The organism is Streptomyces sp. CA-288835 (assembly GCF_050936385.1).
Classification (GTDB): Bacteria; Actinomycetota; Actinomycetes; order Streptomycetales; family Streptomycetaceae; genus Streptomyces.
On record NZ_JBNJMW010000001.1, the window covers coordinates 8,371,108 to 8,394,443 of the forward strand.

The 23,336-nt window shown below is 71.1% G+C and carries 19 protein-coding genes, 1 tRNA gene and 1 pseudogene; 14 read left to right on the forward strand and 7 right to left on the reverse strand.

Features of this window, described 5'->3' with window-relative positions:
• Positions 1-137 precede the first annotated feature (137 nt).
• Both ACQEVY_RS37835 and ACQEVY_RS37840 read left to right on the forward strand, forming a co-directional pair.
• Complete coding sequence (locus tag ACQEVY_RS37835) at positions 138-1,793, forward strand: amidohydrolase (protein ID WP_432954171.1); 1,656 nt, start codon at positions 138-140, stop codon at positions 1,791-1,793.
• An 82-nt stretch (positions 1,794-1,875) separates the two neighbouring features.
• The gene (locus tag ACQEVY_RS37840; RefSeq protein WP_432954172.1) at positions 1,876-3,363 is read left to right on the forward strand and encodes an APC family permease; all 1,488 of its coding nucleotides are present in this window, start codon (positions 1,876-1,878) and stop codon (positions 3,361-3,363) included.
• Between the two features lie 113 nt (positions 3,364-3,476).
• Here ACQEVY_RS37840 and ACQEVY_RS37845 read toward each other — a convergent pair.
• A tRNA-Leu gene (locus tag ACQEVY_RS37845) sits at positions 3,477-3,561 on the reverse strand.
• 186 nt (positions 3,562-3,747) lie between these two features.
• On the opposite strand from ACQEVY_RS37845, the gene ACQEVY_RS37850 reads away from it, so the two are divergent.
• The 3 genes from ACQEVY_RS37850 to ACQEVY_RS37860 all read left to right on the forward strand — a co-directional run bounded on the left by ACQEVY_RS37850 (position 3,748) and on the right by ACQEVY_RS37860 (position 6,389).
• Positions 3,748-5,073, forward strand: coding sequence for a M20/M25/M40 family metallo-hydrolase (locus ACQEVY_RS37850; RefSeq protein ID WP_432954174.1), 1,326 nt, complete (start codon positions 3,748-3,750; stop codon positions 5,071-5,073).
• Positions 5,074-5,290: 217 nt separating this feature from the next.
• Positions 5,291-5,524 carry a chaplin ChpH gene (gene chpH / locus ACQEVY_RS37855; protein ID WP_328772755.1) on the forward strand — a complete coding sequence of 78 codons (234 nt, stop codon included), beginning with the start codon at positions 5,291-5,293 and terminating at the stop codon, positions 5,522-5,524.
• 157 nt (positions 5,525-5,681) lie between these two features.
• Positions 5,682-6,389, forward strand: coding sequence for a chaplin family protein (locus tag ACQEVY_RS37860; RefSeq protein WP_432954176.1), 708 nt, complete (start codon positions 5,682-5,684; stop codon positions 6,387-6,389).
• Positions 6,390-6,496: 107 nt separating this feature from the next.
• Here ACQEVY_RS37860 and ACQEVY_RS37865 read toward each other — a convergent pair whose 3' ends face one another.
• A complete protein-coding gene (locus ACQEVY_RS37865) occupies positions 6,497-6,685 on the reverse strand; it encodes a DUF5703 family protein (RefSeq protein WP_033323315.1) in 189 nt (62 codons plus the stop codon).
• A 47-nt stretch (positions 6,686-6,732) separates the two neighbouring features.
• Here ACQEVY_RS37865 and ACQEVY_RS37870 point away from each other — a divergent pair, with 47 nt between their 5' ends.
• Together ACQEVY_RS37870 and ACQEVY_RS37875 are read left to right on the forward strand one after the other, a co-directional pair.
• Complete coding sequence (locus tag ACQEVY_RS37870) at positions 6,733-7,467, forward strand: hypothetical protein (protein ID WP_432954178.1); 735 nt, start codon at positions 6,733-6,735, stop codon at positions 7,465-7,467.
• A gap of 380 nt (positions 7,468-7,847) precedes the next feature.
• Positions 7,848-8,162, forward strand: a complete 315-nt coding sequence (locus tag ACQEVY_RS37875) for a hypothetical protein (RefSeq protein WP_432954180.1) — start codon at positions 7,848-7,850, stop codon at positions 8,160-8,162.
• 26 nt (positions 8,163-8,188) lie between these two features.
• On the opposite strand, the gene ACQEVY_RS37880 is transcribed toward ACQEVY_RS37875, so the two are convergent.
• Both ACQEVY_RS37880 and ACQEVY_RS37885 read right to left on the reverse strand, forming a co-directional pair.
• A complete protein-coding gene (locus tag ACQEVY_RS37880) occupies positions 8,189-10,657 on the reverse strand; it encodes a helix-hairpin-helix domain-containing protein (protein WP_432955618.1) in 2,469 nt (822 codons plus the stop codon).
• A 305-nt stretch (positions 10,658-10,962) separates the two neighbouring features.
• Positions 10,963-11,946, reverse strand: coding sequence for an aldo/keto reductase (locus tag ACQEVY_RS37885; protein WP_432954182.1), 984 nt, complete (start codon positions 11,944-11,946; stop codon positions 10,963-10,965).
• Between the two features lie 198 nt (positions 11,947-12,144).
• Between ACQEVY_RS37885 and ACQEVY_RS37890 the strand changes: the two genes are divergently transcribed.
• The 6 genes from ACQEVY_RS37890 (at position 12,145) to mshC (ending at position 17,874) form a co-directional block, all read left to right on the forward strand.
• Complete coding sequence (locus ACQEVY_RS37890) at positions 12,145-13,197, forward strand: LLM class F420-dependent oxidoreductase (RefSeq protein WP_432954184.1); 1,053 nt, start codon at positions 12,145-12,147, stop codon at positions 13,195-13,197.
• A gap of 264 nt (positions 13,198-13,461) precedes the next feature.
• A complete protein-coding gene (locus ACQEVY_RS37895; RefSeq protein ID WP_432954186.1) occupies positions 13,462-14,250 on the forward strand; it encodes a ferritin-like domain-containing protein in 789 nt (262 codons plus the stop codon).
• Between the two features lie 130 nt (positions 14,251-14,380).
• Positions 14,381-15,067 (forward strand): histidine phosphatase family protein, encoded by a 687-nt coding sequence (locus tag ACQEVY_RS37900; RefSeq protein WP_432954188.1) that lies wholly within the window; start codon positions 14,381-14,383, stop codon positions 15,065-15,067.
• Between the two features lie 99 nt (positions 15,068-15,166).
• Positions 15,167-15,757, forward strand: coding sequence for a DUF3090 domain-containing protein (locus ACQEVY_RS37905; RefSeq protein WP_328772763.1), 591 nt, complete (start codon positions 15,167-15,169; stop codon positions 15,755-15,757).
• A complete protein-coding gene (locus ACQEVY_RS37910) occupies positions 15,721-16,533 on the forward strand; it encodes an SCO1664 family protein (protein ID WP_432954190.1) in 813 nt (270 codons plus the stop codon). The genes ACQEVY_RS37905 and ACQEVY_RS37910 overlap by 37 nt, the downstream gene beginning before the upstream one ends.
• A 111-nt stretch (positions 16,534-16,644) precedes the next feature.
• Positions 16,645-17,874: a cysteine--1-D-myo-inosityl 2-amino-2-deoxy-alpha-D-glucopyranoside ligase gene (mshC, locus tag ACQEVY_RS37915; RefSeq protein ID WP_432954192.1), complete on the forward strand. Its 1,230-nt coding sequence runs from the start codon at positions 16,645-16,647 to the stop codon at positions 17,872-17,874.
• A gap of 84 nt (positions 17,875-17,958) precedes the next feature.
• Here the strand turns inward: mshC and ACQEVY_RS37920 are convergent, their stop codons facing one another.
• Complete coding sequence (locus ACQEVY_RS37920) at positions 17,959-18,966, reverse strand: PAC2 family protein (RefSeq protein ID WP_432954193.1); 1,008 nt, start codon at positions 18,964-18,966, stop codon at positions 17,959-17,961.
• Between the two features lie 359 nt (positions 18,967-19,325).
• Here ACQEVY_RS37920 and ACQEVY_RS37925 point away from each other — a divergent pair.
• Positions 19,326-19,481 (forward strand): annotated as a pseudogene (locus ACQEVY_RS37925) (ABC transporter permease); the annotation flags it as partial.
• Positions 19,482-19,496: 15 nt separating this feature from the next.
• Here the strand turns inward: ACQEVY_RS37925 and ACQEVY_RS37930 are convergent.
• Both ACQEVY_RS37930 and ACQEVY_RS37935 read right to left on the reverse strand, forming a co-directional pair.
• Positions 19,497-22,430 carry an NACHT domain-containing protein gene (locus ACQEVY_RS37930; RefSeq protein ID WP_432954195.1) on the reverse strand — a complete coding sequence of 978 codons (2,934 nt, stop codon included), beginning with the start codon at positions 22,428-22,430 and terminating at the stop codon, positions 19,497-19,499.
• Positions 22,431-22,590: 160 nt separating this feature from the next.
• Positions 22,591-23,262 carry a FadR/GntR family transcriptional regulator gene (locus ACQEVY_RS37935; RefSeq protein WP_432954197.1) on the reverse strand — a complete coding sequence of 224 codons (672 nt, stop codon included), beginning with the start codon at positions 23,260-23,262 and terminating at the stop codon, positions 22,591-22,593.
• Positions 23,263-23,336: the final 74 nt, after the last annotated feature.

The window sequence follows — 23,336 nt, forward strand, 5'->3', positions numbered from 1 at the left end:
CGGTCGCCCGCCCGATGTCACCGGAAGTTTACCGAACGACTTTCAGTAAAACTCTTCCCGGCGGTTCGCGTGAGCCCTACATTACCGAAACCGAATCAGTTTCGGTTTTCGCCGTACGACGGGAGGGCGTCGCCACCATGCAGGCCGACATCGTGTTCACCGAAGGGACCGTCAGGACCGGGGACGCCCAAAGCCTGGTGGTCGACGCACTCGCCGTCACGGGCGGCAGGATCAGCGCGCTCGGGCCGGAGGCGCTCGCCGCCCGGGGCAGCGACACCGAAGTGGTCGATCTACGAGGAGGCGCGCTGCTGCCCGCGTTCGGCGACGGACACGTGCACCCGGTAATGGGCGGTCTGGGCCTGCTCGGAGTACCCGTCCGCGAGTGCACCTCCATGGAGGCGATCGTCGAGGCCGTACGGCACTGGGCCGACGCGCACCCCGAGGCCGAGTGGATCACCGGCGACGGCTTCGACGCCTGGCTCGCCCCCGGCGGCAGGTTCGACGCCCGCCTGCTGGACGCGGCCGTCCCGGACCGGCCTGTGGCGCTGCGCACGATGGACCACCACACGGCGTGGGTGAACACCGAGGCCCTGCGCCGGGCCGGGTTCACCGCCGCCACGCCCGACCCCGACGGCGGGGAGATCGTGCGCCGGGAAGGCTCCACCGAAGCGCTGGGCACCCTGCGGGAGTTCCCCGCCATGCTGCCCGTACTCGACCTCGTACCCCAGCCGTCCCACGAAGTGCAGGTGGAGGCCCTGCGGGAGACCGCCGCCCGGTTCGCCGCCTCCGGCGTGACATGGATGCAGGACGCCTGGGTCGAACCCCACCACGCCGACGTCTGGATCACCGCGGCGACCAGTGGCCCGGGGCTTCCCGTCCGTGCCGACCTCGGCTACTTCCTGGGGCCCGAGCACTGGCGCGAGAACATCCTCCGGATCGCTGCCGAACGTGAACGTGTGGAGGGCGCCGCCCCCGGGCTGCTCACCGCGCACACCGTGAAGTTCTTCGCGGACGGGGTCATCGAATCCGGCACGGCGGCTCTCCTCGAGCCGTACAGCGACTGCCCGCACTCCCACGGCATCGCCAACTGGACCCCGGCGGAACTGGCGAAAGCCGTCACCGCGGTCGACGCCCTCGGCTTCCAGCCGCACATCCACGCGCTCGGCGACGGCGCCGTCCGGGTCGCCCTGGACGCGATCGAGGCCGCGGCCCGCACCAACGGCCCCCGCGACCGCCGCCCGGTCATCGCCCACGCCCAGATGATCGACCCGGCCGACCTCCCCCGCTTCGCCGAATTCGGGGTGATCGCCAATCTCCAGCCGCTGTGGGCCCAGCCCGACCGGCTGATGACCGAACTCATCCTGCCGAAGATCGGCCCGGAACGCGGCGCACGGCAATACCAGATCGCCGCCCTGCTCGCCTCCGGCGCCCGCATCGCCTTCGGCAGCGACTGGCCGGTCACCGATCACGAACCACTGCGGGGCATCGCCACCGCCGTGACCCGCCAGACGCCCGAGGGAATCCCCGACGGCGGCTGGCTCCCCCAGGAGCGGATCGACACCGAAACCGCCCTGGCCGCCTACTCCGCCGGATGCGCCTACCAGGCGTACGAGGAGAACAAGTGGGGCGTCCTGCGCCCCGGTATGTGGGCCGACCTGGTGCATCTCGCCGCCGACCCGGTCGAGACCGCGCCACGCGAGCTGGCGGACCTGCCCGTCCTGGGCACCTGGCTCGCCGGCCGGCGCACGTACGGCTCCCACGTCCCCACGCCGGTTCCTGCCGCAGGACGGTAGCCGAAAGGCGCCGTCACGGCTGGGGCCGCGCACCAGGTCAGTAACCCACCCGTCGACCCTCACGCATCACGCGGAGACCTCCATGACCGAGCCCCACACCTCCACCGCTCCCCAACAGCCACCGACAACCCCCGGGCCGGAGCCGACCGGCCACCTGCAGCGGGCCACGCTCGGCGTCACCGACATCGTCTTCTTCGTCATGGCGGCCGCCGCCCCGCTCACCGTGATGGCCGGCATCGCCCCGCTCGCCATCCTCTTCGGCGGCATCGGCGCCCCGGTCGCCTATCTGGCCGTCGGCATCGTGCTGTGCCTGTTCGCGGTCGGTTTCACCGCCATGACGCCGCACATCCGCAACGCGGGCGCCTTCTACTCGTACATCGCCCGCGGCCTGGGCCGCCCCGCCGGACTGGGAGCGGCGCTGCTGGCGGTGTTCTCCTACAACGCCCTGCAGATCGGCACCTACGGCGCCTTCGGCTTCTTCGCCGCCGGCACCGCGAACGACCTCCTGGGCATCGACTTGCCCTGGCCGGTCTACGCCTTCGCCGGGATCGCCGCGGTGTGGTTCCTCGGCTTCCGGTCGATCCGCGTGGGCGCCAAGGTCCTCGCCACCCTGCTGATCGCGGAGACCGCCATCCTGGTGCTGCTGGCCGGTGCGATCCTCGTGCAGGGCGGTGCGGACGGCCTGAGCCTGGCCTCCTTCGCCCCCTCCAACGTCTTCACCTCGGAGATGAGCGCACCGCTCGGCCTCGCCATCGCCGCCTTCGTCGGCTTCGAGTCCACCGTCCTCTACCGCGAGGAGGCCCGCGACCCCGACCGCACCGTGCCCCGCGCCACCTACCTGGCCGTCGGCTTCCTCGGCCTCTTCTACACCTTCATCGTCTGGGTCATCATCCAGGCCTTCGGCGACGACAAAGCTGTCGGGACCGCGGCACAGAACCCCGCCGAGATGTTCTTCACCGCCATGACCCGCTACGTGGGCGACTGGGCCACCGACCTCCAGCGCGTCCTGATCGTCAGCAGTCTCCTGGCCTCCCTGCTCGCCTTCCACAACGCCATCACCCGCTACGGGTACGCACTTTCCGTCGAGGGCGCCGCCCCCGCCCCCCTGGGCCGCATCCACCCCAAGCACGGCTCGCCCTGGGTCTCCGGCATCGCGCAGACCGTACTGGCGGTCGTCGTCACCGGCGTCTTCGCCGCGATCGGCGTGCACCCGTACAACGAGTTCCTGCTGTGGGTGAACACCCCCGGAGTGGTCGGCATCCTCGTGCTGCAGACGCTCGCGGCCTGCGCCGTGGTCGCCTTCTTCCGCCGCAACCCCGGCGCCGGCGGGGCAGGACGCCTGCGCACGGTCGCCGCACCCGCGACCGCCGCACTCCTCCTGGCCGTGATCACCGGACTGGTCTGCACCCGCCTCAGTCTCTTCACCAGCGCCCCGGCCTCCGTCAACTGGACGCTCGTCGCACTCACTCCGGTCGTCTTCGCGATCGGCGCGATCCTCGCCACGCGGATCCGCCGCAAGCGCCCGGAGGTCTACGCGAAGATCGCGACCACCGACGTCGAGTCCGTGTGACCGACGGCGCCGCAGCCGCCCGCTGACATCTCGCCGTCATGCCGGGCAAGCACACGCAAACGAGGACCGCGACCATAAGGTCGAGGTCCTCGTTTGCGTATCGCTCTGGCGAGTGTCCGAGGGGGGACTTGAACCCCCACGCCCGATAAAGGGCACTAGCACCTCAAGCTAGCGCGTCTGCCATTCCGCCACCCGGACAAGGTGTAGGTCGTGCGGGGATGGCCCCGCGGCGACAGAAGAAACATTACCAGGCTTCCGAAGGCTCCCGATCACAGGCCCACGGTGTGTGAACCCCGTGTGACAGCCCGGATCCGGCCTTGGGGCGGGCGGGACGGAGAGGGAGGATGAGGGGGAGAGGCAGCAGTGACCCCGGGAGGCAGCAGCGTGAGTGAGTCGGATACGGCCAGGAGCATCACCGGTGAGGACGAGGTCGTCGACCTCTGCCGCGAGCTGATCCAGATCGACACCAGCAATTACGGCGATCACTCGGGCCCGGGTGAGCGCAGGGCCGCCGAGTACGTCGCCGAGAAGCTCGCCGAGGTGGGGCTCGAACCGCAGATCTTCGAGTCGCACAAGGGCCGCGCCTCCACGGTCGTACGGATCGAGGGGGAGGACCGGTCGCGGCCCGGGCTGCTCATCCACGGCCACACCGACGTCGTACCCGCCAACGCCTCGGACTGGACCCACCATCCGTTCTCCGGCGAGATCGCGGACGGCTGTGTGTGGGGCCGGGGGGCCGTCGACATGAAGGACATGGACGCGATGACCCTCGCGGTCGTACGCGAACGGATGCGCAGCGGACGCAAGCCGCCCCGTGACCTCGTGCTGGCCTTCCTGGCCGACGAGGAGGCCGGCGGCAAGTTCGGCGCGAAGCATCTCGTCCACAAGCACCCGGACCTCTTCGAGGGCGTGACCGAGGGGATCGGCGAGGTCGGCGGATTCTCCTTCACCGTCAACGAGAAGCTGCGGCTGTATCTCGTCGAGACCGCCCAGAAGGGCATGCACTGGATGAAGCTGACCGTGGACGGCACCGCCGGACACGGTTCGATGATCCACCGGGACAACGCCATCACCGAACTCTCCGAAGCCGTCGGGCGGCTCGGCCGGCACAAGTTCCCGGTGCGCGTGACGAAGACACTGCGGCACTTCCTCGACGAGCTGGGCGACGCCCTCGGCACCGAGCTCGACCCGGAGAACATGGACGAGACGCTCGCCAAGCTCGGCGGCATCGCCAAGCTCATCGGCGCCTCGCTGCAGAACACCGCCAACCCGACCCAGCTGGGCGCCGGTTACAAGGTGAACGTGATTCCGGGCCAGGCCACCGCGCACGTCGACGCCCGCTATCTGCCGGGCTACGAAGAGGAGTTCCTCGCCGACCTGGACCGGATCCTCGGCCCGAACGTGAAGCGGGAGGACGTGCACGCCGACAAGGCGCTGGAGACCACCTTCGACGGGGCCATCGTCGACGCCATGCAGACCGCGCTGTCCGCCGAGGACCCGATCGCGCGCGCCGTGCCGTACATGCTCTCGGCGGGCACCGACGCCAAGTCCTTCGACGATCTCGGCATCCGCTGCTTCGGCTTCGCCCCGCTGAAGCTGCCGCCGGAGCTGGACTTCGCGGGCATGTTCCACGGTGTCGACGAGAGGGTGCCGGTGGATGCCCTGAAGTTCGGCGTGCGGGTACTCGACCGATTCATCGAGGCGTCCTGACGATTCATCAAGGGTTCCTGAACGAGGTTCCCCAACTAGGCGTGTCCTTCGGTACGTCTGTAATTACAACGCTGAAACGACACTCCAATAATCGCCAGCGCGTGCGGAGTTGACTGAGAAGGGTGAATGCGCTCATAGGCTCGTAGCCCTATTACTCCCTCCTCGTTACAGGTGGTGCGACCCGTGACCAGGGTCGCATTGCCAACTAGGAGGAATAATGATCAAGAAGGTCGTCGCCGCTGCGGCTGCCACCGGTGGCCTCGTTCTCGCTGGTGCGGGAGTTGCGGCTGCCGACTCGGGCGCCCAGGGTGCCGCCGTGCACTCGCCCGGCGTGCTTTCGGGGAACGTCGTTCAGGCGCCGGTCAACGTGCAGTCGAACGTGTGCGGCAACACGATCTCTGTGGTCGGACTGCTGAACCCGGCGTTCGGCAACACCTGCATCAACGCGTGACGTTTCGCTTCACCCCATAGGGGCCTCACCCCCATAAGGGTCTGAGTCCGCGGCCCCGGAGTGCGCGTCACGCGCTCCGGGGCCGCCGACTTTCCGCATTCCGCGTACGTGCACTGGGCGCGTGCGCATTCCTGAAGCAACAAGGCAGGGAAAAGCTATGCGACAGGTCACCCGCAAGGGCCTGATGACCGTGGCGGCAGCCACCGGCGTCCTGGCCGTCACCGGCGGCTACGCACACGCCGACTCGGACGGCTCCGCCTCCGACTCCTCGGGTGTGCTCTCGGGGAACTCCGTCGAGGCCCCGATCGATGTGCAGGCGAACGTCTGCGGCAACACCGTGAACATCGTCGGGCTGCTCAACCCGGCGGTCGGCAACAGCTGCGTCAACGAGGGCGGCAACTCCGGCAACTCCGGCAACAACTCCTCCGGCGGCTCGCAGGCCGGCGGACACACCAGCGACTCCTCCGGCATCGGCTCCGGCAACCATGTCCAGGCCCCGGTGGACGTGCCCATCAACGTCTGCGGCAACGGTGTCAACGTCGCCGGTATCGGCAACGAGGCCGCGGGCAACGACTGCGCCAACTCCGGCGGTCACGAGACGTCGCCTCCCGGCCACGGAGAGCAGACGCCCCCCGGCAACCCGGAGCAGCCGGGCACTCCGCAGCAGCCGCCGTCCGCGGACACGGAGCAGGTGGGTGCCGAGAAGCCGAACAGCCCGGACACCCAGGCCGTCGCGCAGCCCAAGGGCTCCGCGCAGCTCGCGGCGACCGGCAGCGAGCTGCCGATCGGCCTCGCGCTGCCGGTGGGCGCGGGCGCGCTGCTGATGGGCGCCGTGCTCTACCGCAAGGCGCGGGCCGCGGCGTAAACCAGGCCTGGAAGACCCGGGTGGCTAAGCCTGGAAGGCGCCGGCCACCTGCTGAAACGGAGCGGGCCCCGCGACCGCGGGGCCCGCTCCGTTTCAGCCACTTCTTGTCACCACGTGGCACGCACCTGGCGGATGATCCGCCGGCGCAACCGCACCCTGCGGCTGCCGTCGGGGTGCAGGCTGAGGCGGTCCAACTCCCAGTGTCCGTACTCCGCATGGTCGGTCAGCAGACGCGTCGTTTCCTTGCGGGAGACCCCGCGCGGCACGTAGACGTCGACAAATTCGTATTCCGGCATCGCATCTATTGTGCGGGCAGAGGCCCGGTACGGATAGCGTCTGCACTATGTCTGATGCTGCGCAGCCCACCGCTGCCGAGGTACGCGCCGCCGCCGAGGCGGTCAAGGCTGCGCTCGACCGTCACCTTGCGGCGGTCGAGCGCCGGTCGGGGGAGGACGACCCGGCCGTCTACGAGGCGTTCAACGAGCTGGCTTCGGCCGCCGAGGAGTACGACGAGCTCCTCTACGAGCGCTATGACGAGGTCACGCCCTTCGAGATCCCCGGTACGGAAGACGCACTGCCGCCGTACACCGGGCCCGAGGAGCCGAACGCGCTGAGCGTGCTGATCCGCCGCGACTACGCAGTCGTGGAGCCGCAGCGGCTGCTGGCGCAGGCCCAGCGGGTGGAGGCCGTGGAGGAGTCGGGGGCGACGGCCGCGGGCTTCGACGCAGCGGCCGGCACCGTGCACGGTGCGCTGGGTGTGCTGTTCGGCGAGTTCGAGCCGGACGAAATCGCTTCGCGGCACAAGGAGTTCGGCCTGGAGGAGGGCGACTCCACGCTGTGGGTCACCGCCGCGGACGAACCGGCCGAGCCCGGCGAATGGCTGGACGCCCCCTTCGAGGGGGCCGATCCCCAGCGGATCGTCTGCCGCTTCGACGTCAGCGCGGTCTTCGACGAGGACCTCGACGACGGCCCCGACGACGTCGATGACCTCGACGACAGCAGCGCGAACGGCCGCGGTCCGGCTCTCCGCGGAGGGTTGGACGACGACGACCTGGAGCCGCTGGACGCGGATCGCTGAGCGGTTCGCGAAGGGTTTCGCAGGGGCGGCGGTCACGGGCTTGGGCCTGTGGCCGCCATCCGTGTTTGGTGGGTGAGGTGCGGGTTGGGAGGGGAGCCGTGGCGCGGTTCGGCCGCTCGGGCAGGAGTTCCGACGGCCGTGCGGACCGTGGGCGCCCGGCCGGGGAGACCACCTCCCCGCCAGGTCGGCCCGGGGCGGTGGTCCCCGGCCGGTATCGCGTGCGGTGTCGGCGGCATGGGTGGTCGGGGTCGACCTCGGCAAGGTCAACCGTCGGCCGTCGGGTGAAGCGGCTCGCGCTCGCCTGGGCGCAGGGCATCACCGCTTCGGTGAAGCGCGCGTGTGCGGCTCATGCGTAGGCCGCCGACGTCGCTGAGCGCACCGTGGACGGTGATGCGGTCGCGCTCGCCCGGGCGCACGACACCACTGCTTCGGTGAAGCGCGCGTGCGCGGGTCGTGCGGAGGCTGCCGACGGCGCCGAGCACACCGCGGACGGTGAAGCGATCGCGCTCACTCAGTCGCACGACACCACCGCTTCGGTGAAGCGCACGCGTGCGCGGGTCATGCGGAGACCGCCGACGCCGCCGAGCGGACAGCAGACGGTGATGCGCGGGTGCGCGGCTCATGCGGAGACCGCCGACGCCACCCAGCGCACCGCGGACGGTGATGTGCGCATGCGCGGGTCATGCGCACTGTGAGCGCCGCAGCCACCACCCGTGCGGGGTCAGCCTGCCGTTGGGACCTGGGTCTTGAGCAGGGTGGGCAGGCGGGTGGTGCGGGGTTTGGCCGGGGTTTCCGCCACCGCGCGGGGGAGGGCCTGTTCGACGCCGTGGACTACGGAGAGGTGGCGTTCGGCGCGGCCGAAGGCCGTGTAGATCCAGGGTCTGGTCAGGGTCTGGGCGGCGTCGCCGGGCAGGACCACGATCGCGGCGGGCCAGCGCCGGCCGACCGCCTGGTGCGCGGTCAGCGCCCAGCCGTGGCGTACGGACTGCTCGACCCGCTCCTTCGGTACGACCACGGGGGTGCCGTCGCACTCCAGGTGCAGTCCCTCGGCGTCGGCCTTCACCACGTGACCGAGCGCCGTACGGCCCGGAGCGGGCGTGTAGGCGATCCGGTCGCCGGGGTCGAAGCCGCCGAAGCGGCCCGGGCCCGGGTTGAGCCGATCCTTAAGCGCGGCGTTCAGCACCCGGGTGCCCGCCGCGCCGCCATGACCCGGCGTGATCACCTGCGTCTGTTCCGCCGGGATCTGGAACGCCCGCGGCACCGAGTCCGCGACCAGCTGCACGGTGCGGTGCACCGCCTCGCCGGCGTCGCGCACCGGGACGATCACGACCTCCTTGCCGGGGGCCTCCACCTGGTTCAACTCGCCCACGCCGATGCCCGAGACCAGCTCGCCGATCGGACCGGGGTCCGGTGTCCGCGACGCGACCTGGGGGCACACCCGGGCCGCGAGCAGATCGGCGAAGACCCGCCCGGGCCCCACCGACCACAGGACGCCGGGGTCACCGCTCAGCACCAGCCGCGCCCCATCGGGCAGCGACTCGGCCAGCATCGCCGCGCTCTCCACGTCCAGTTGGGGCCCGTCGAGGACGACCAGCAGGTCGGTCATCAGCAGCCCGTCCGCGTCCCGGCCTGGCCCCTCGGCCCCGGAGAGCAGGCCCGCGACGGTGGCCACGGTTTCCTCGGGCTCGGCTGACGGCTCCCGCTGCTCGGCTCGCGCTAGCAGGGTCGCGAACCGCTGCCGTCCGTCCACGCTGTGCGTGGCCGCGCACACCCGCAGCCCCAGCGCCCGGGCCGCGGCGACCAGGGCCGCGGGTTCCGCGCGGGACGCCTCGCCACCGGTGTGGAGCACGAGGCCGTGGCCCGCGACGGCGCGGATCAGTTCGGCGGCGGAACCAGTCGCGGCCGACTCCCAGTCGTCGGCCGAACCGTCTTCCTTGGGCAGCGAGTTGACCACGCGCGCGAGCCCGTCGGCGAGGCTCTCCTCCGCGAGCGCGTACCGCTCCAGGCCGACGAGGACGCGTACCGGCCGCTCCCGCTCACCCTCCTCGGCCTCGTCACCGGACTCCCTGGGCGCGCTGGGCGCCACGGGTGCGCCGGGCTCGTCTACTGCGTCCTGGAACACCAGCGCGTCCCCCTCCGCGATGGCGCTTTGCACCGCGGCGTCCGGATCCGGCACGGCCCGCTGCGCGAGCGCCGTGCTGAGCGCCGGGGCTTCCAGGGCGGTGTGCCCGACGAGGGCCGCCTGTTCCAGCAGCCATACGGTGACCGCCCGGCCCCGTCGCTCGTCGCCGGGCCCGCACTCCGCGCCGAGCAGCGCCCGCGCGAACCCGTCCGCCTGCTCCGGCCGCACCCCCGCCACACGCAGCAACTGCCAGGGATCCTCGCGCAGTTGACCGTCCGCTCCCTCCCCGAGGGCCGCGGCAACCTGCGGCGCGAGCGCTTCGGGCGCACCACCCTCGAGCAGTACGGCCCGCACGGCATCGACGACCTCGACCGGCACCGGTGCGGCGGCGGCCGAGGTCACTGGCGTTGGCCGCCGCACCGGCTCGGACGTGCCCCTACGCGGCGCCGACTCCGCCTCACTGAAAACACTGCCCCCAGGCTTCTCCCCGCTCTCCACCGCTCGCACAGCCGCAAGCAGATCGGCTGCTGTCCCGCTCAGCTTCTTCCCGCTCTCGACGGCCTTCTTCTCGGCCTTCCGCCGCTCGATCCGCTCCCGCAACTCCCGCTGCGCGGCCAACTCGGCCTCGGCTTCGGACAGTTCACTGGCCGCGCCGGCTTCTCCCTCCGCGCCCGAGGTCCCCTCCTCGGAGCCCTCACTGCGGGCCGCGACGCCCTGGCTGTCGGCCGCCGCGCCGCTTTCAGCGGCCTGGCTGCCGACAGCCGCGCCATCCTCGCCGACCGCGTTTCCGCCGACAGCGCTACCTTCAGCATCCCCCCGACCGGCTGCGGCGCGGTCTTCAACGTCTCCACGGTCGGCCGCGGCTACGCCGCCCGCGCTCGCGGCGCCAGCACGGCTGTCGACGTCGCTGCGCTCGGCCGCGGCGCGGCCGTCAGCATCTCCACGATCGGCCGCGGCGCCACCCTCACGACCCGCTTTGGCGGCGGCAGCGCTGCCCTCAGCCTCGCCTCGGTCGCCCGCGGCGTCCCCGTCATCGCCCGCGCTTCCAGCGCCAGCGCGGTCCTCGATGTCCCCGCGCTCAGCCGCCGCTTCGCCCTCACCGGCGGCGCTCTCGGCGGCAACGCGGCCCTCGGGGCCCCCGCGCCCGGCCGCGGCTTCCCCTTCCCCGGCCGGGCTCTCCGGCGCAGTACTACCCTCGACGTCCCGGGCCCCAGCCGGAGCGGGGGCGGCGCCCACCGCCCGCTCGCCCGAAGCCCCCTTCTCCACCCCGCGCCCCCCGGCCCCCGCACCCGACTCGCCCCCCGGGCCGACGCCCAGCGCCCCCGGCTCGGCTTCCTCCGCGGCAGCGGCCTGCGTGGCAGCGGGATCCGTGGTCACAGCGTGCTCCAGTTGTGGTCGGGGTAGCGGTGTACCGGCGCTGACACGTCGTCGAGCGCTCGGCAGATCTCGTCAGGAAGACTAAGGGCCTCCACTGACAACGCGGCCGTGAGCTGCAGTGCGTTACGCGCGCCGATGATGGGAGCGACGACGCCGGGCCGGTCGCGGACCCATGCGAGGGCCACCTGGAGCGGTGTCACCGCGAGCCCGTCCGCGGCGGTCGTCACCGCGTCCACGATGCTGCTCGCCGCCTCGTCCAGATACGGCGCGACGAAGGGGGCCAGATGCTCCGACGCGCCGCGGGAGTCCGCGGGCATGCCGGACCGGTACTTGCCCGTCAGTACGCCCCTGCCCAGCGGCGAGGACGGGAGCAGCCCGATGCCCAGGTCCAGGGCGGCGGGCAGCACCTCGCGTTCGACGCCGCGTTGCAGCAGGGAGTACTCCATCTGCGTACTGGACAGCCGGGTCCGTATCCCGGGCGCCGCCAGCTGCCAGGTCGCCGCCTTGGCGAGCTGCCAGCCGCAGAAGTTGGACACCCCGGCATAGCGGGCGCGACCGCTGCTGACGGCGAGGTCGAGCGCCTGGAGGGTCTCCTCCAGTGGCGTCCCGGAATCGAAGGCGTGGACCTGCCAGAGGTCCACATAGTCCGTGCCGAGCCGCGCCAGCGAGGCGTCGAGCGCGGAGAGCAGATGCCCGCGCGAACCGTCGAAGCGCCGGTCGGGATCCGGCACGCTCCCGGCCTTCGTCGAGATCACCAGATCCCGGCGCGGCACCAGCCCCTCCATCAGCTGCCCGAGCAGATACTCGGCCTCCCCGTCGCCGTACACATCCGCCGTGTCGACGAGGGTGCCGCCCGCCTCCCAGAACGCCTTCAACAGGTCCGCGGCGTCATGCTCGTCGGTGTCCCGGCCCCAGGTGAGGGTGCCGAGCCCGATCCGGGACACACGCAGGCCGGTACGGCCGAGATGCCTCTGCTCCATGTCGGCTGAGATTACTGGCCCGAAGTCAGTGCGTGGGGACCCTGTGGACAACCAGGATCATCCGAGCGCGAAACCGTCCCCCGACCCGTCTGCGGCCCCGTTCCCCGACCCGCCCCCACCGGTGCTCCCTGCCGCCGGGCCCGAGGGCGCGCTAGGGTGCCGACCAAGGGACGTTACTGATCAGTAAGGGGATCGGCCATGCAGCTCGGGATCAACCTCGGCTACTGGGGCGCCGGAATGGACGCAGACAATCTCGCCGTGGCCCAGGAGGCAGACCGCCTCGGCTACGCGGTCTGCTGGGCCGCCGAGGCGTACGGCTCGGACGCCGCCACCGTGCTCACCTGGGTCGCCGCCAAGACCGAGCGCATCGACGTCGGCTCGGCCATCTTCCAGATCCCGGCCCGGCAGCCCGCGATGACCGCGATGACCGCCGCGACCCTCGACTCGCTCTCCGGCGGCCGCTTCCGCCTCGGCCTCGGCGTCTCCGGCCCGCAGGTCTCCGAGGGCTGGTACGGCGTCAAGTTCGACAAGCCGCTGGCCCGCACCCGCGAGTACGTCGAGATCATCCGCAAGGCGATGACCCGCGAGCGTCTGTCGTACGAGGGCGAGCACTGGACGCTGCCGCTGCCGGACGGCCCGGGCAAGCCCATCAAGCTCACCGTGCACCCGCAGCGCGAGCACATCCCGCTCTACATCGCGGCGATCGGCCCCAAGAACCTGGAGCAGACCGGCGAGATCGCCGACGGCGCCTTGCTGATCTTCCCCTCCGCCGAGCACCTGGAGGAGACCGCGCTGCGGCACCTGCGCGCGGGCCGCGAGAAGGCCGGCCTGACGATGGACGGCTTCGACGTCTGCCCGACGCTGCCGATCGCCCTCGGCGACGACAAGGACGTCACCACGCTCGCCGACACCTTCCGCCCGTACACCGCGCTGTACGTCGGCGGCATGGGCAGCCGCAAGCAGAACTTCTACAACCAGCTCGCCCAGCGCATGGGCTACGAGAAGGAAGCCGCCGAGATCCAGGACAAGTACCTCTCCGGTGACAAGCAGGGCGCCGCGTCCGCTGTACCGCACGAGCTGATCGACAAGACGACCCTGCTGGGCTCGGTCGACCGGATCGCGGACCGGATGAAGTCCTACGCCGAAGCCGGGGTCACCACCCTGACTCTGTCCCCCGCGGGCTTCACCCTCGACGAGCGCCTCGCCTCGCTCCGGGCCGGCACGGAGGCTCTCGAACGCGCCGGGCTGTGACACCGGCCGGAGTGTGACATCGCCGGAGTGTGACTCCGGATCGGTCAGGGGAGTTTTCGCGGCCGTGGTGGGGGCTCGGGGGTCTTCCCCGCCACGGCCGTCACGGGGAACAACGCGCCGACGGCCCCTGTGGTTACGCGTCGCAGAGGCCTCAGGCGTCCATCGTTCGGCGGATTTGTCCGACACAGGTGTTGCCGCACCCCTGACAGCCCATTTGACTCGTTCTTTGCGGAGTTCTGGGAGTTCTGCAGAGAAGGGGCATTGATGCTTTCGGCCAAGAGTCTGTTCCAGGAGATCCTCGACAACGACGAGTCGTTCCAGCTCTTCTGTTCCATCGCTGCGAGCGGGGAGTCACAGGGGGGCTGGGAGAACACGCGCATCGCGGCTCTCGTACCGGAGAGCGAACGCGCGCTCGCACCCAAGATCACCCGCCATGGCGTCGACGAGGACAAGCACGGGCGCATCTTCAACGCCCTCATGAAGAAGCGCGGCCTCGAACCCGTCGAGGTCCCGCCGGCCACCGACTACACCATGCTCCTGGAGAACTACGGCATCGGCCTCGCCCACGAGAAGCTCAAGGGCGACCAGGCGCTCACCGTCGAAGACATCGTCACCTACCTCGCGCACAGCAGGGTCACCGAACAGCGTGCCTCTGAGGAGATGGAGCTCCTCCGCAAGCACTTCGCCGACCATCCCGACCTCGGCCGGGCCGTCAAGATGATCTCCAACGACGAGGACAACCACCTCGCGTACTGCCACGAGGAACTGCTGCGCTTCGCGGCGGCGGGCCACGGCCGGATGATCCAGCGCACCCTGCGCGAGTGCGCGCTCGCCGAGATCCGCATCTACCGGGACGTCAGCCTCGCCGTGATGGCCAACATGGGGCGCATCCTCGGCTGGTCGAAGGCCAAGTCCGGCGTCCTCGCCCTGGGCATCCACGCCGTCTACCTGTACGAGCGGCTCGGCGGCTGGCGTCGCATGGTGTCCCTGAAGATGCCGGAGCGCCGCGACGCCCTGGGCGGACCGACTTCGGCGGCACCCGAGTTCGCGTAACCGCCTCATCCACGCGCGCGTGCCACCCAGGTACGGGCACGCGCGCGTGGAGCCCGACGAGCGACCCCGCGGAACTCCCGTACATCCCCGAACCCGTGGCACATCCCGGCGGCGGCTTACGCTGGGGCGCATGCCCACGTTGATCCTTGTCCGGCACGGACGTTCCACCGCCAACACCGCGGGTCTGCTCGCCGGCTGGACGCCCGGCGTCGCCCTAGACGAGCGCGGCGCCGAACAGGCCGCCGCGCTGCCCGGACGGCTCGCCGGGCTGCCGATATCCGAGGTCGTCACCAGCCCCCTGCAGCGCTGCCAGGAGACCTTGCGCCCCCTGCTCGACGCCCGCCCCGAGCTGAACGCGCACACCGATGAGCGCATCGGGGAGTGCCACTACGGCGACTGGTCGGGCCGCAAGCTCGCCGAGCTGATGGACGAGCCGCTGATGCAGGTCGTACAGACACATCCGTCCGCCGCGGCGTTCCCCGGCGGCGAGTCGATGCGGGCGATGCAGACCCGGGCCGCCGAAGCCGTACGCGAGTGGAACGCGCGCGTGGAGCGCGATCACGGCGCCGACGCCGTCTACCTCATGTGCTCCCACGGCGACATCATCAAGTCCCTCGTCGCAGACGCACTGGGGCTTCATCTGGACCTCTTCCAGCGGATCTCCGTAGAACCCTGTTCCATCACCGCGATCAGCTACACACGACTGCGGCCGTTTCTCGTACGCCTTGGGGACACCGGTGATTTCGCCTCCCTTGCGCCGCGCGAGGAGCCTCCGGGCGGTGACGCGACGGTCGGTGGCAGTGCGGGCGCACCGTGATCGTCAGCCGCAGTAGGGTGAAGCGGTCGAAGCAGCGCAGCAGTTGCCGGCAGCAGACGCAGTCGATGACAGAAGCACTCGATCCAATGGAGACAGGACGTGTCCCGTCAGGTGTTCCTCTACGACCCACCGGACCGTTTCGTGGCCGGTACGGTCGGGCTGCCCGGGCGCCGTACCTTCTTCCTGCAGGCCATCGCCGGGCCCCGGGTGACCAGCGTGGCTCTGGAGAAGACGCAGGTGGCGGCGCTCGCCGAGCGGATGGACGAGCTTCTCGACGAGGTCGTACGACGTACGGGAGGCAGTGCGGCCGTCCCGGCGGTGGCCCCGACGGAGGTCTCGGACACCGAACCTCTTGAGACTCCCGTGGAGGAGGAGTTCCGGGTCGGCACCATGGCGCTGGCCTGGGACGGTGACGAGCAGCGCATGATCGTCGAGGCGCAGGCGCTCGTCGAGCTGGACGCCGACTCCGAGGAGGACCTCGCCGCCGCCGAGGAAAGGCTCCTCCAGGACGAGGAGAACGGCCCGCCCATGCTCCGGGTCCGCCTCACCGGCGCACAGGCCAGGGCCTTCGCCAAGCGCGCCCTCGACGTCGTCAACGCGGGACGGCCGCCCTGCCCGCTGTGCAGCCTCCCGCTCGATCCGGAAGGACACGTATGTCCGCGCCAGAACGGATACCGCCGCGAGGCGTGAGCACGGCCGAGCTGCTCGCCGAGGGCGAGCTGACGGTGCGCGGCCAGGTGCGTGAGGCCTCCAATGCGGTCCTCCTGTGCGATGTGACGTACGAGGACCGCACCGAGCCCTGCGTCTACAAGCCGGTCGCCGGCGAGCGCCCCCTGTGGGACTTCCCCGACGGCACCCTCGCCCAGCGGGAAGTCGCCGCCTACGAGGTGTCCGAGGCGACCGGCTGGGGGCTCGTCCCTGCCACCGTGCTGCGCGACGGACCGTACGGCGAGGGCATGTGCCAGCAGTGGATCGAGCCGGTCCCCGGCGCCGAGCTGCTCGCGCTGGTCGACGGCGAGGAGCCCGGCGAGGGCTGGAAGGCCATCGGGTTCGCCGAGGTCGGCCAGGGGCGTACGGCGCTGCTCGTGCACGCCGACGACGAGCGGCTGCGCAGGCTCGCTGTACTCGACGCCGTGATCAACAACGCCGACCGCAAGGGCGGGCATCTGCTGCCCACCGCCGAGGGGCGGCTGTACGGCATCGACCACGGGGTGACCTTCAACACCGAGAACAAGCTGCGCACGCTGCTGTGGGGCTGGGCGGGGGAGAAGCTCACCCCTGAGGCCGTCGATGTCCTCACAGGGCTCAAGGAGGCCCTCGACGGGGCGCTGGGCCTGCGCCTTGCCGAGCTCATCACTCCGGCCGAACTGGACGCCACGCGCGCGCGTGTCACCGATCTGCTCACCTCGGGGCGGCACCCGGAGCCGTCGGGGGAGTGGCCCGCGATTCCGTGGCCGCCCGTGTAGCAGCGCGACGCACGCGGTAGCCCCGTACGCGCCCATACGCAAGAGGGCCCTCCCGGCCACCAGGGCCGATGCGGTTCGTATACCGAAGACGCGTCCGGTTAGGCTCGAGACATGTATGCCTGGCCCGCTTCTGAGGTCCCCGCCCTGCCTGGACAGGGCCGCGACCTCCGGATCCACGACACCGCGACCGGGGGTCTGATCACCCTCGATCCCGGACCCGTCGCCCGTATCTACGTCTGCGGCATCACCCCGTACGACGCGACCCACATCGGTCACGCGGCGACCTACAACGCGTTCGACCTCGTTCAGCGCGTGTGGCTCGACACCAAGCGGCAGGTTCACTACGTCCAGAACGTGACGGACATCGACGATCCGCTTCTCGAGCGCGCGGCCCGTGACGACGTCGACTGGGCGGCGCTCGCCGAGAAGGAGACCGCCCTTTTCCGCGAGGACATGACCGCCCTGCGGATGCTGCCCCCGAAGCAGTACATCGGCGCCGTCGAGGCGATACCCGGGATCGTCCCGCTCGTCGAGCGGCTGCGCGACGCCGGAGCCGCGTACGAACTCGAGGGCGACGTCTACTTCTCCGTGGAGGCGGACCCGCACTTCGGGAAGGTGTCCGGGCTGGACGCCGCCGCGATGCGGCTGTTGTCCGCCGAGCGTGGCGGTGACCCGGAGAGGGCGGGCAAGAAGAACCCGCTCGACCCGATGTTGTGGATGGCCGCCCGGGAGGGCGAGCCCAGTTGGGACGGCGCTTCGCTCGGCCGGGGCCGGCCCGGCTGGCACATCGAGTGTGTCGCGATCGCCCTCGACCACCTGGGCATGGGCTTCGAAATCCAGGGCGGCGGCTCCGATCTCGCCTTCCCGCACCACGAGATGGGCGCCTCCCATGCGCAGGCGCTGACCGGGGAGTTCCCGTTCGCGCAGGCGTATGTGCACGCGGGCATGGTCGCGCTCGACGGCGAGAAGATGTCGAAGTCCAAGGGCAACCTGGTCTTCGTGTCGAAGCTGCGGCGCGACGGAGTCGACCCGGCGGCCATCCGGCTCGCCCTGCTCTCGCACCACTACCGGGCCGACTGGGAGTGGACCGACCAGGTCCTTCAGGACGCCCTCGCGCGTCTTGACCGCTGGCGGGCCGCCGTGTCGCGGCCCGACGGACCGGCCGCCGACGCGCTCGTCGAGGAGATCCGCGAGGCCCTCGCGAACGACCTGGACGCGCCGGTCGCGCTCATCGCCGTCGACCGCTGGGCCGCCTTGCAAAAGGAACAGGGCGGCAGCGACGAGGGCGCCCCCGGTGTCGTATCGCGTGCTGTGGACGCGCTCCTCGGGGTGGCCCTGTAAAGAGGGCTTTGGAAGCAACCAAGGGCGGTGCGTCGCGTACGCACCGCCCTTGTGGTTCCGCTCTTGTGGTTCCGTTCCTACGGTTCAGTCCTCCGACGAGTCGTCAGCTGAGTCGGCTGTGCCCTCGTCATCGGCCCCCGGGCGCTGCGGTTTCGGCGGCCGGGGACGGCCGCTCGGGTTGTCCCGGAGGAAGGGGGCGGCCTCGCCGCTCTCCGTGGCGTGACCGCCGGCCTGGCCCGCCGCCGGGCCGCCGCCGTCCCGACGCCGCAGATAGCGCTCGAACTCGCGGGCGATCGCATCGCCCGACGCCTCGGGCAACTCGGCGGTGTCCCGGGCCTCTTCCAGCGACTGCACGTACTCGGCGACCTCGCTGTCCTCCGCGGCCAGCTGGTCCACGCCCAACTGCCAGGCCCGCGCGTCCTCGGGCAGTTCACCCAGCGGGATGCGCAGGTCGATGAGGTCCTCCAGGCGGTTGAGGAGGGCCAGCGTCGCCTTCGGGTTCGGCGGCTGCGAGACGTAGTGCGGTACGGCCGCCCACAAGGAGACCGCCGGTACGCCCGCGTGTGTGCACGCCTCCTGGAGGATGCCGACGATGCCCGTCGGGCCCTCGTACTTGGTCTCCTCCAGGTCCATGGTGCGGGCCAGGTCCGCGTCGGACGTGACACCGCTGACCGGGACGGGACGCGTGTGCGGGGTGTCGCCGAGCAGGGCGCCCATGATCACCACCAGCTCGACACCCAGCTCATGGGCGAAGCCCAGGATCTCGTTGCAGAACGAGCGCCAGCGCATGGACGGTTCGATGCCGCGGACCAGGACCAGGTCACGCGGTTTCTCGCCGCCGACCCGGACCACGGAGAGCCGGGTCGTCGGCCATGTGATCTTGCGTACGCCGCCGTCCAGCCACACCGTGGGCCGGTTGACCTGGAAGTCGTAGTAGTCCTCGGCGTCGAGCGCCGCGAAGACCTCGCCCTTCCACTCCCTGTCGAGATGCGCGACCGCGGTGGAGGCGGCGTCGCCGGCGTCGTTCCAGCCTTCGAACGCGGCCACCATGACCGGGTCGACCAGCTCGGGAACCCCCTCGAGCTCGATCACCCAGCGCCTCCTTCCGACGTGCCCTCACGTACGCCCCAACCTTACGGCGTGCGTGCAGGGCGCCCGCAGCCCCCTTGCATGGGGGAGTGACGCATCACTGCCCCGTTCGCCACCCCGGAACACCCCACAGTCATCCGAGCTGTTTCCGACCTCGACCTCTGATCAATTTCCAATGTGCGGCCGGACCCTGTCCGGTGTCGGCGCTATACATCGGATGACCGTGTGCGACGCGTTCACGTGGCTGGCCGGGCTCGCCCGTACGACCCGTACTGGATCGAGGAGCCCACCAGCCCGACGACGGCCTGGGGCATACGGGAGTGCGCGCTGGTCAGCCGATCCCGGTCGCTACCCGCGTCTGCGGCACCCTATTCGGCGCCATCACCGGCGTACTGACCCGCAACTCGTCGTGAACGTCATGGCGTTGGGCGGTGTGCCCCCCCCTGTGGAACCAGTTCCTCAACGGGGCGATCACCATCGTGGCATTGGTGATCTCCCGGTTCGGCGAGCGGCGAGAAGCGGGACTGAGCCGCCTACGGCGAAGCGGTGACCCGGGTGCCGTCGTCGGATGGCTCGGCGGCCGAGGCGAGTCGTTGCTGCATGCGCAGATGACGGAACTCGTAGTGCGCGCCGGACTGCCGCAGCACCCCTCTGCGGTGCGCTTCGTCGAGGAACGTCATGATCCGCCACGGCAGCCGCCCCGTCATGGCCAGCCAGACCCGGGCGACGGCCAATTGGCCCCAAGCGGTGAGTGCGAGCGCGGCGGTGCCCATAGGCACCCACATCTGCGCGGCGACATGGTCGAGCCCGCCTTGCGACGCGAACGCCCGGGCCAGAACCAGGCATACGCCGCCCGTCATGACCGCCACGACGCCGGCCCGGGCCAGCGACGCCATGCGATCCGTACGCAGAGTGGCCTGCGGATTGGCTGCCCGGATGAGGTCGGACGGGGTGCTGAGAGCACGATAGAGGCCCGCGGCGGGTCCGCCGATCAGCGCGATCAGGACCCCGCCCGCCGCACCTGGGGCGAGGAATTGGTCGAGCGGATCCCGGGCGGCGCCCTGAGCGAGCCAGGACCGGGACTGCTCGGGCAGCTCCGGCAGCATGTTCACCGCATTGGCCGGAGGACTGCCGTCGACGAGGATCCGCAGGTCGCCATCGGCAACGCGGAAGGTCACCAGGGTGTCGAACGACTCGCACCGACCGCAGCTCGGCGGACGGCTGCCGTCCGGGTACGCCGCCGGGTGGGCGGTCCCGGGTGGGTACACCAGAATCCCGGCGATGTTCGTCGAGGATTCCACGGTCCGGCTGCCGTCGGGTGTCTCCCGGTGCGACCATCCCGCGAGCCGCTTGCCGTCGAGGTCGGGCGCCCCTGCGACCTCCACCGCGGAGACCGCGTAGCCGACCGCGCCCACCACCGCGCCGGCCGCCACCCCGATGAGCAGGCAGACGGCCGAACCGTGGAGCAGTCCGGTCAGGAAGCGCTGGGCGATACGGCCCGCTCCGGCCTGGGAGACGGCTGTCCTGCCGCCCTGGCGCGACGCCGCCGCCCACAGGCACAGGGCCGCGGCGACACACAGGGTGCCCGCCACCATCGGCCACGTACCGATGCCATGCCCGAACAGCCACGGCCTCAGCGTGACAAGCCCCGCGAAGGCGAGGAGGGCGCTCCCGGCCCGTGCCGTGAGCCGACCGTTGGGGCTGCCCGCCCAGGGCAGCCCCAACGGCGCCGCATGGCGGGCCAGCCCCGCGACTGCGAAAAACAAGGCGATCAGCACTCCGAAGACCGCACCCCCGAACAGCTCGGGCACCCAGCCGTCCGTGACCGTGCCGAACTGAAGTCCGAACTGCACGGATCCACCGCTGAGGCCATACCCGAGGGAGGCCACGGTGGCGATCACCACGCAGACCCCGAGATGCCGGAGCGGGGTCGCGCGCCCTGCCCGCCGCCGCGCGGACGCGGGCAGAAGCAGGCTCAGCCCGCCGGCGAACCCGATCAGATTGCCGACCAGATTGGCCGCCAGCGACGGTCCGTCGTCGAAGACGAAGACATCGCCCGCGACGCTGGAGAGCAGGATGGGGGCGGCGATGGCGAACGTGAGCAGCTGCGCGAGCAGGGCGGGGGCCCACACCCGCAGCGCTCGCGGCACGGAGAGGTACAGCTCCCACCAGGCGAGCCGTTTGGGCTCTCGCCGTTCCAACTCGCGGGCCAGCCAGGAGAGCCAGCGTCTGGCATCCGTCGCGCGCCACCGCGTGTCGACCACACCGTGACCGAACGCGGCCGGCACGAACGCGTCGAGGAGGTGTTCCTCGATCCCGGCCGCGGTCCCGAAGCGACGGTCGTCGAGGAGTTCCTGTGGGTCGCGTGACATGTCGCCGTACACCGTGCGTGCCAGTGCCACCATCAGGGGATTGGTCAGTACGTCCAGGAGCGCGCCGGCCGCCGGGGTATGCGGACCCTCGCGCAGGGAGTTCAGCACGGGGGTCCACACCGTGCCGCGCCGGCCGTCGGGGCCCCGTACCGGACGCGCCGTGCGCTCCAGGTACGACTCCGTCTCGGCGAAGTCCAGCGCGAGCAGTTCCAGTACCTCGGCGCCGGTGAGGACGTCACTGGACGCGATCGCGCGGCGCCAGGCCGTGGTCCGCGAGGTGACGAGTACCGGCATACCGTCGTCCAGCTCGGCGTTGAGCCTGCGCATCGCGGTGCCGTACAACGCCGGTGGCAGCTCGTCGAAACCGTCGAGCACGGGCAGGATCAACCCCGCGTCGAGCAACGCGTCGGCCAGTGTCGTGCCGCCGGTGGTGGCAGCGAGCGGCCGATACTCCGCGGCGAGACGCTCGGCGAGCCAGGTACGCAGTCCAGTGGTGCCCGGGTCCCAGGCCGCCAGCGGGAAGATCACAGGCACCGCCGCGCCGGGAGCGCGGACCTTCAGCAGGTCGAGGGTGAAGCACACGGCGAGCACGCTCTTGCCCGAACCGGGGCTTCCGAGCACCACCATGCGCCGGGACGGCACCGCCTCGAAGGCCGCGGCGATCGAGCCCAGCCGGTTGTCGCCGTCCCGGGGCTCCGGCACCGGTCGGCCCCGCCGGATGTTCTGTGTGTCGTCCGTGAGCAGTCGGTCCGCCCGCGTCCAGCGGACGCTCAGCGGCTCCGGGTCCTGCAGCCGCCGCAGCCGCGCCTCTTGAGCCCATTGCGCCCGTACCGCCTCGGCGAGGGCGTCGGCGGTCTGCCGCCACGCGGTGCCGGGATCCGAGGGTGCGTCCGTGTGGCGCAGGGCATCCGCGAGCAGCGCCGCGACGGACACCACGACGCCGACGACGGACACGACGAACGCGGCGCCGTCGTACTGCACCTGCCCACCGTGTCCGGTGCCGACCGACCTGAGCGTGGCGGCCAGCACGACCAACGCCGCACAGCCGATGCCGACCCATAGTCCGCGTCTCGTCCAGATTTCCCGCCCACGCATGGCGTTCCACCTCCGTACTGCTCGCCCCTTGCGGGACTGTGCGTCCCACGGGGAGAACGTCCGGCAACGGGACTGTTGGTGCGGGTGTGGCGGGGCGCGTAGAGGTGAATCGAGCGGTTGCAGAGCGCCGTGCGCGTCCCGGACGGGGCGCGCGGCCTGCTCACAGAGTCGAGCGCAGCCACTGCTCCACGCTCGCGATATGCACCGTCGCCCAGGAGCGGGCCGCCTCCGCGTCGCGGTCTCGCAGGGCCGCGAGGATCGCGCGGTGCTCGTGCAGGGTGCGGCTGACCGCGTCCTCCTGGGTCAGCCCGCGCCAGATGCGGGCCCGGGTGGTGGGGCCGGAGAGACCGTCGAGGAGCGAGCAGAGCACGGAGTTGCCGGAGCTCTGCACGATGCCGCGGTGGAACTCCAGGTCGCAGGCGACGAGTTCCTCCACCGAGGGCTCGGCGCCCAGCGCGTCCAACTGGGCCGTGAGCGCGTCGATCTGCTGCTCGCTGATGCGCAGGGCGGCCATCGAGGTCGCGGCCGGCTCCAGGATGCGGCGTACGGCCAGGAACTCCAGCACGGTGTCGTCACGGTGGAAGTCGACGACGAAGCTCAGTGCCTCCAGGAGGAGTTGCGGGTCCAGGCTGGTGACGTAGGTGCCGTCGCCCTGCCGTACGTCCAGGATGCGGATCAGGGAGAGCGCCCGTACGGCCTCCCGCAGGGAGTTGCGGGACAGGCCCAGATCGGCGGCGAGTTCGCTCTCTTTGGGGAGCCGGTCGCCGGGGCGCAGCGCGCCGGAGACGATCATTCCCTTGATCTTCTCGATCGCCTCATCGGTGACTGCCATGGCGGGGCCTCCCTGTCGATCAGATATGTCGCTCAGACATCCGATGTCTCATTATGGGGCTTCGACGGCCCTGG

Coding starts and splice junctions, on each gene's coding strand:
- ACQEVY_RS37930 (WP_432954195.1), bottom strand. CDS start 22,430: ATGCGTGGGCGGGAAATCTGGACGAGACGCGGACTATGGGTCGGCATC.
- mshC (WP_432954192.1), top strand. CDS start 16,645: ATGTATGCCTGGCCCGCTTCTGAGGTCCCCGCCCTGCCTGGACAGGGC.
- ACQEVY_RS37835 (WP_432954171.1), top strand. CDS start 138: ATGCAGGCCGACATCGTGTTCACCGAAGGGACCGTCAGGACCGGGGAC.
- ACQEVY_RS37900 (WP_432954188.1), top strand. CDS start 14,381: ATGCCCACGTTGATCCTTGTCCGGCACGGACGTTCCACCGCCAACACC.
- ACQEVY_RS37840 (WP_432954172.1), top strand. CDS start 1,876: ATGACCGAGCCCCACACCTCCACCGCTCCCCAACAGCCACCGACAACC.
- ACQEVY_RS37910 (WP_432954190.1), top strand. CDS start 15,721: ATGTCCGCGCCAGAACGGATACCGCCGCGAGGCGTGAGCACGGCCGAG.
- chpH (WP_328772755.1), top strand. CDS start 5,291: ATGATCAAGAAGGTCGTCGCCGCTGCGGCTGCCACCGGTGGCCTCGTT.
- ACQEVY_RS37870 (WP_432954178.1), top strand. CDS start 6,733: ATGTCTGATGCTGCGCAGCCCACCGCTGCCGAGGTACGCGCCGCCGCC.
- ACQEVY_RS37935 (WP_432954197.1), bottom strand. CDS start 23,262: ATGGCAGTCACCGATGAGGCGATCGAGAAGATCAAGGGAATGATCGTC.
- ACQEVY_RS37865 (WP_033323315.1), bottom strand. CDS start 6,685: ATGCCGGAATACGAATTTGTCGACGTCTACGTGCCGCGCGGGGTCTCC.
- ACQEVY_RS37860 (WP_432954176.1), top strand. CDS start 5,682: ATGCGACAGGTCACCCGCAAGGGCCTGATGACCGTGGCGGCAGCCACC.
- ACQEVY_RS37885 (WP_432954182.1), bottom strand. CDS start 11,946: ATGGAGCAGAGGCATCTCGGCCGTACCGGCCTGCGTGTGTCCCGGATC.
- ACQEVY_RS37890 (WP_432954184.1), top strand. CDS start 12,145: ATGCAGCTCGGGATCAACCTCGGCTACTGGGGCGCCGGAATGGACGCA.
- ACQEVY_RS37895 (WP_432954186.1), top strand. CDS start 13,462: ATGCTTTCGGCCAAGAGTCTGTTCCAGGAGATCCTCGACAACGACGAG.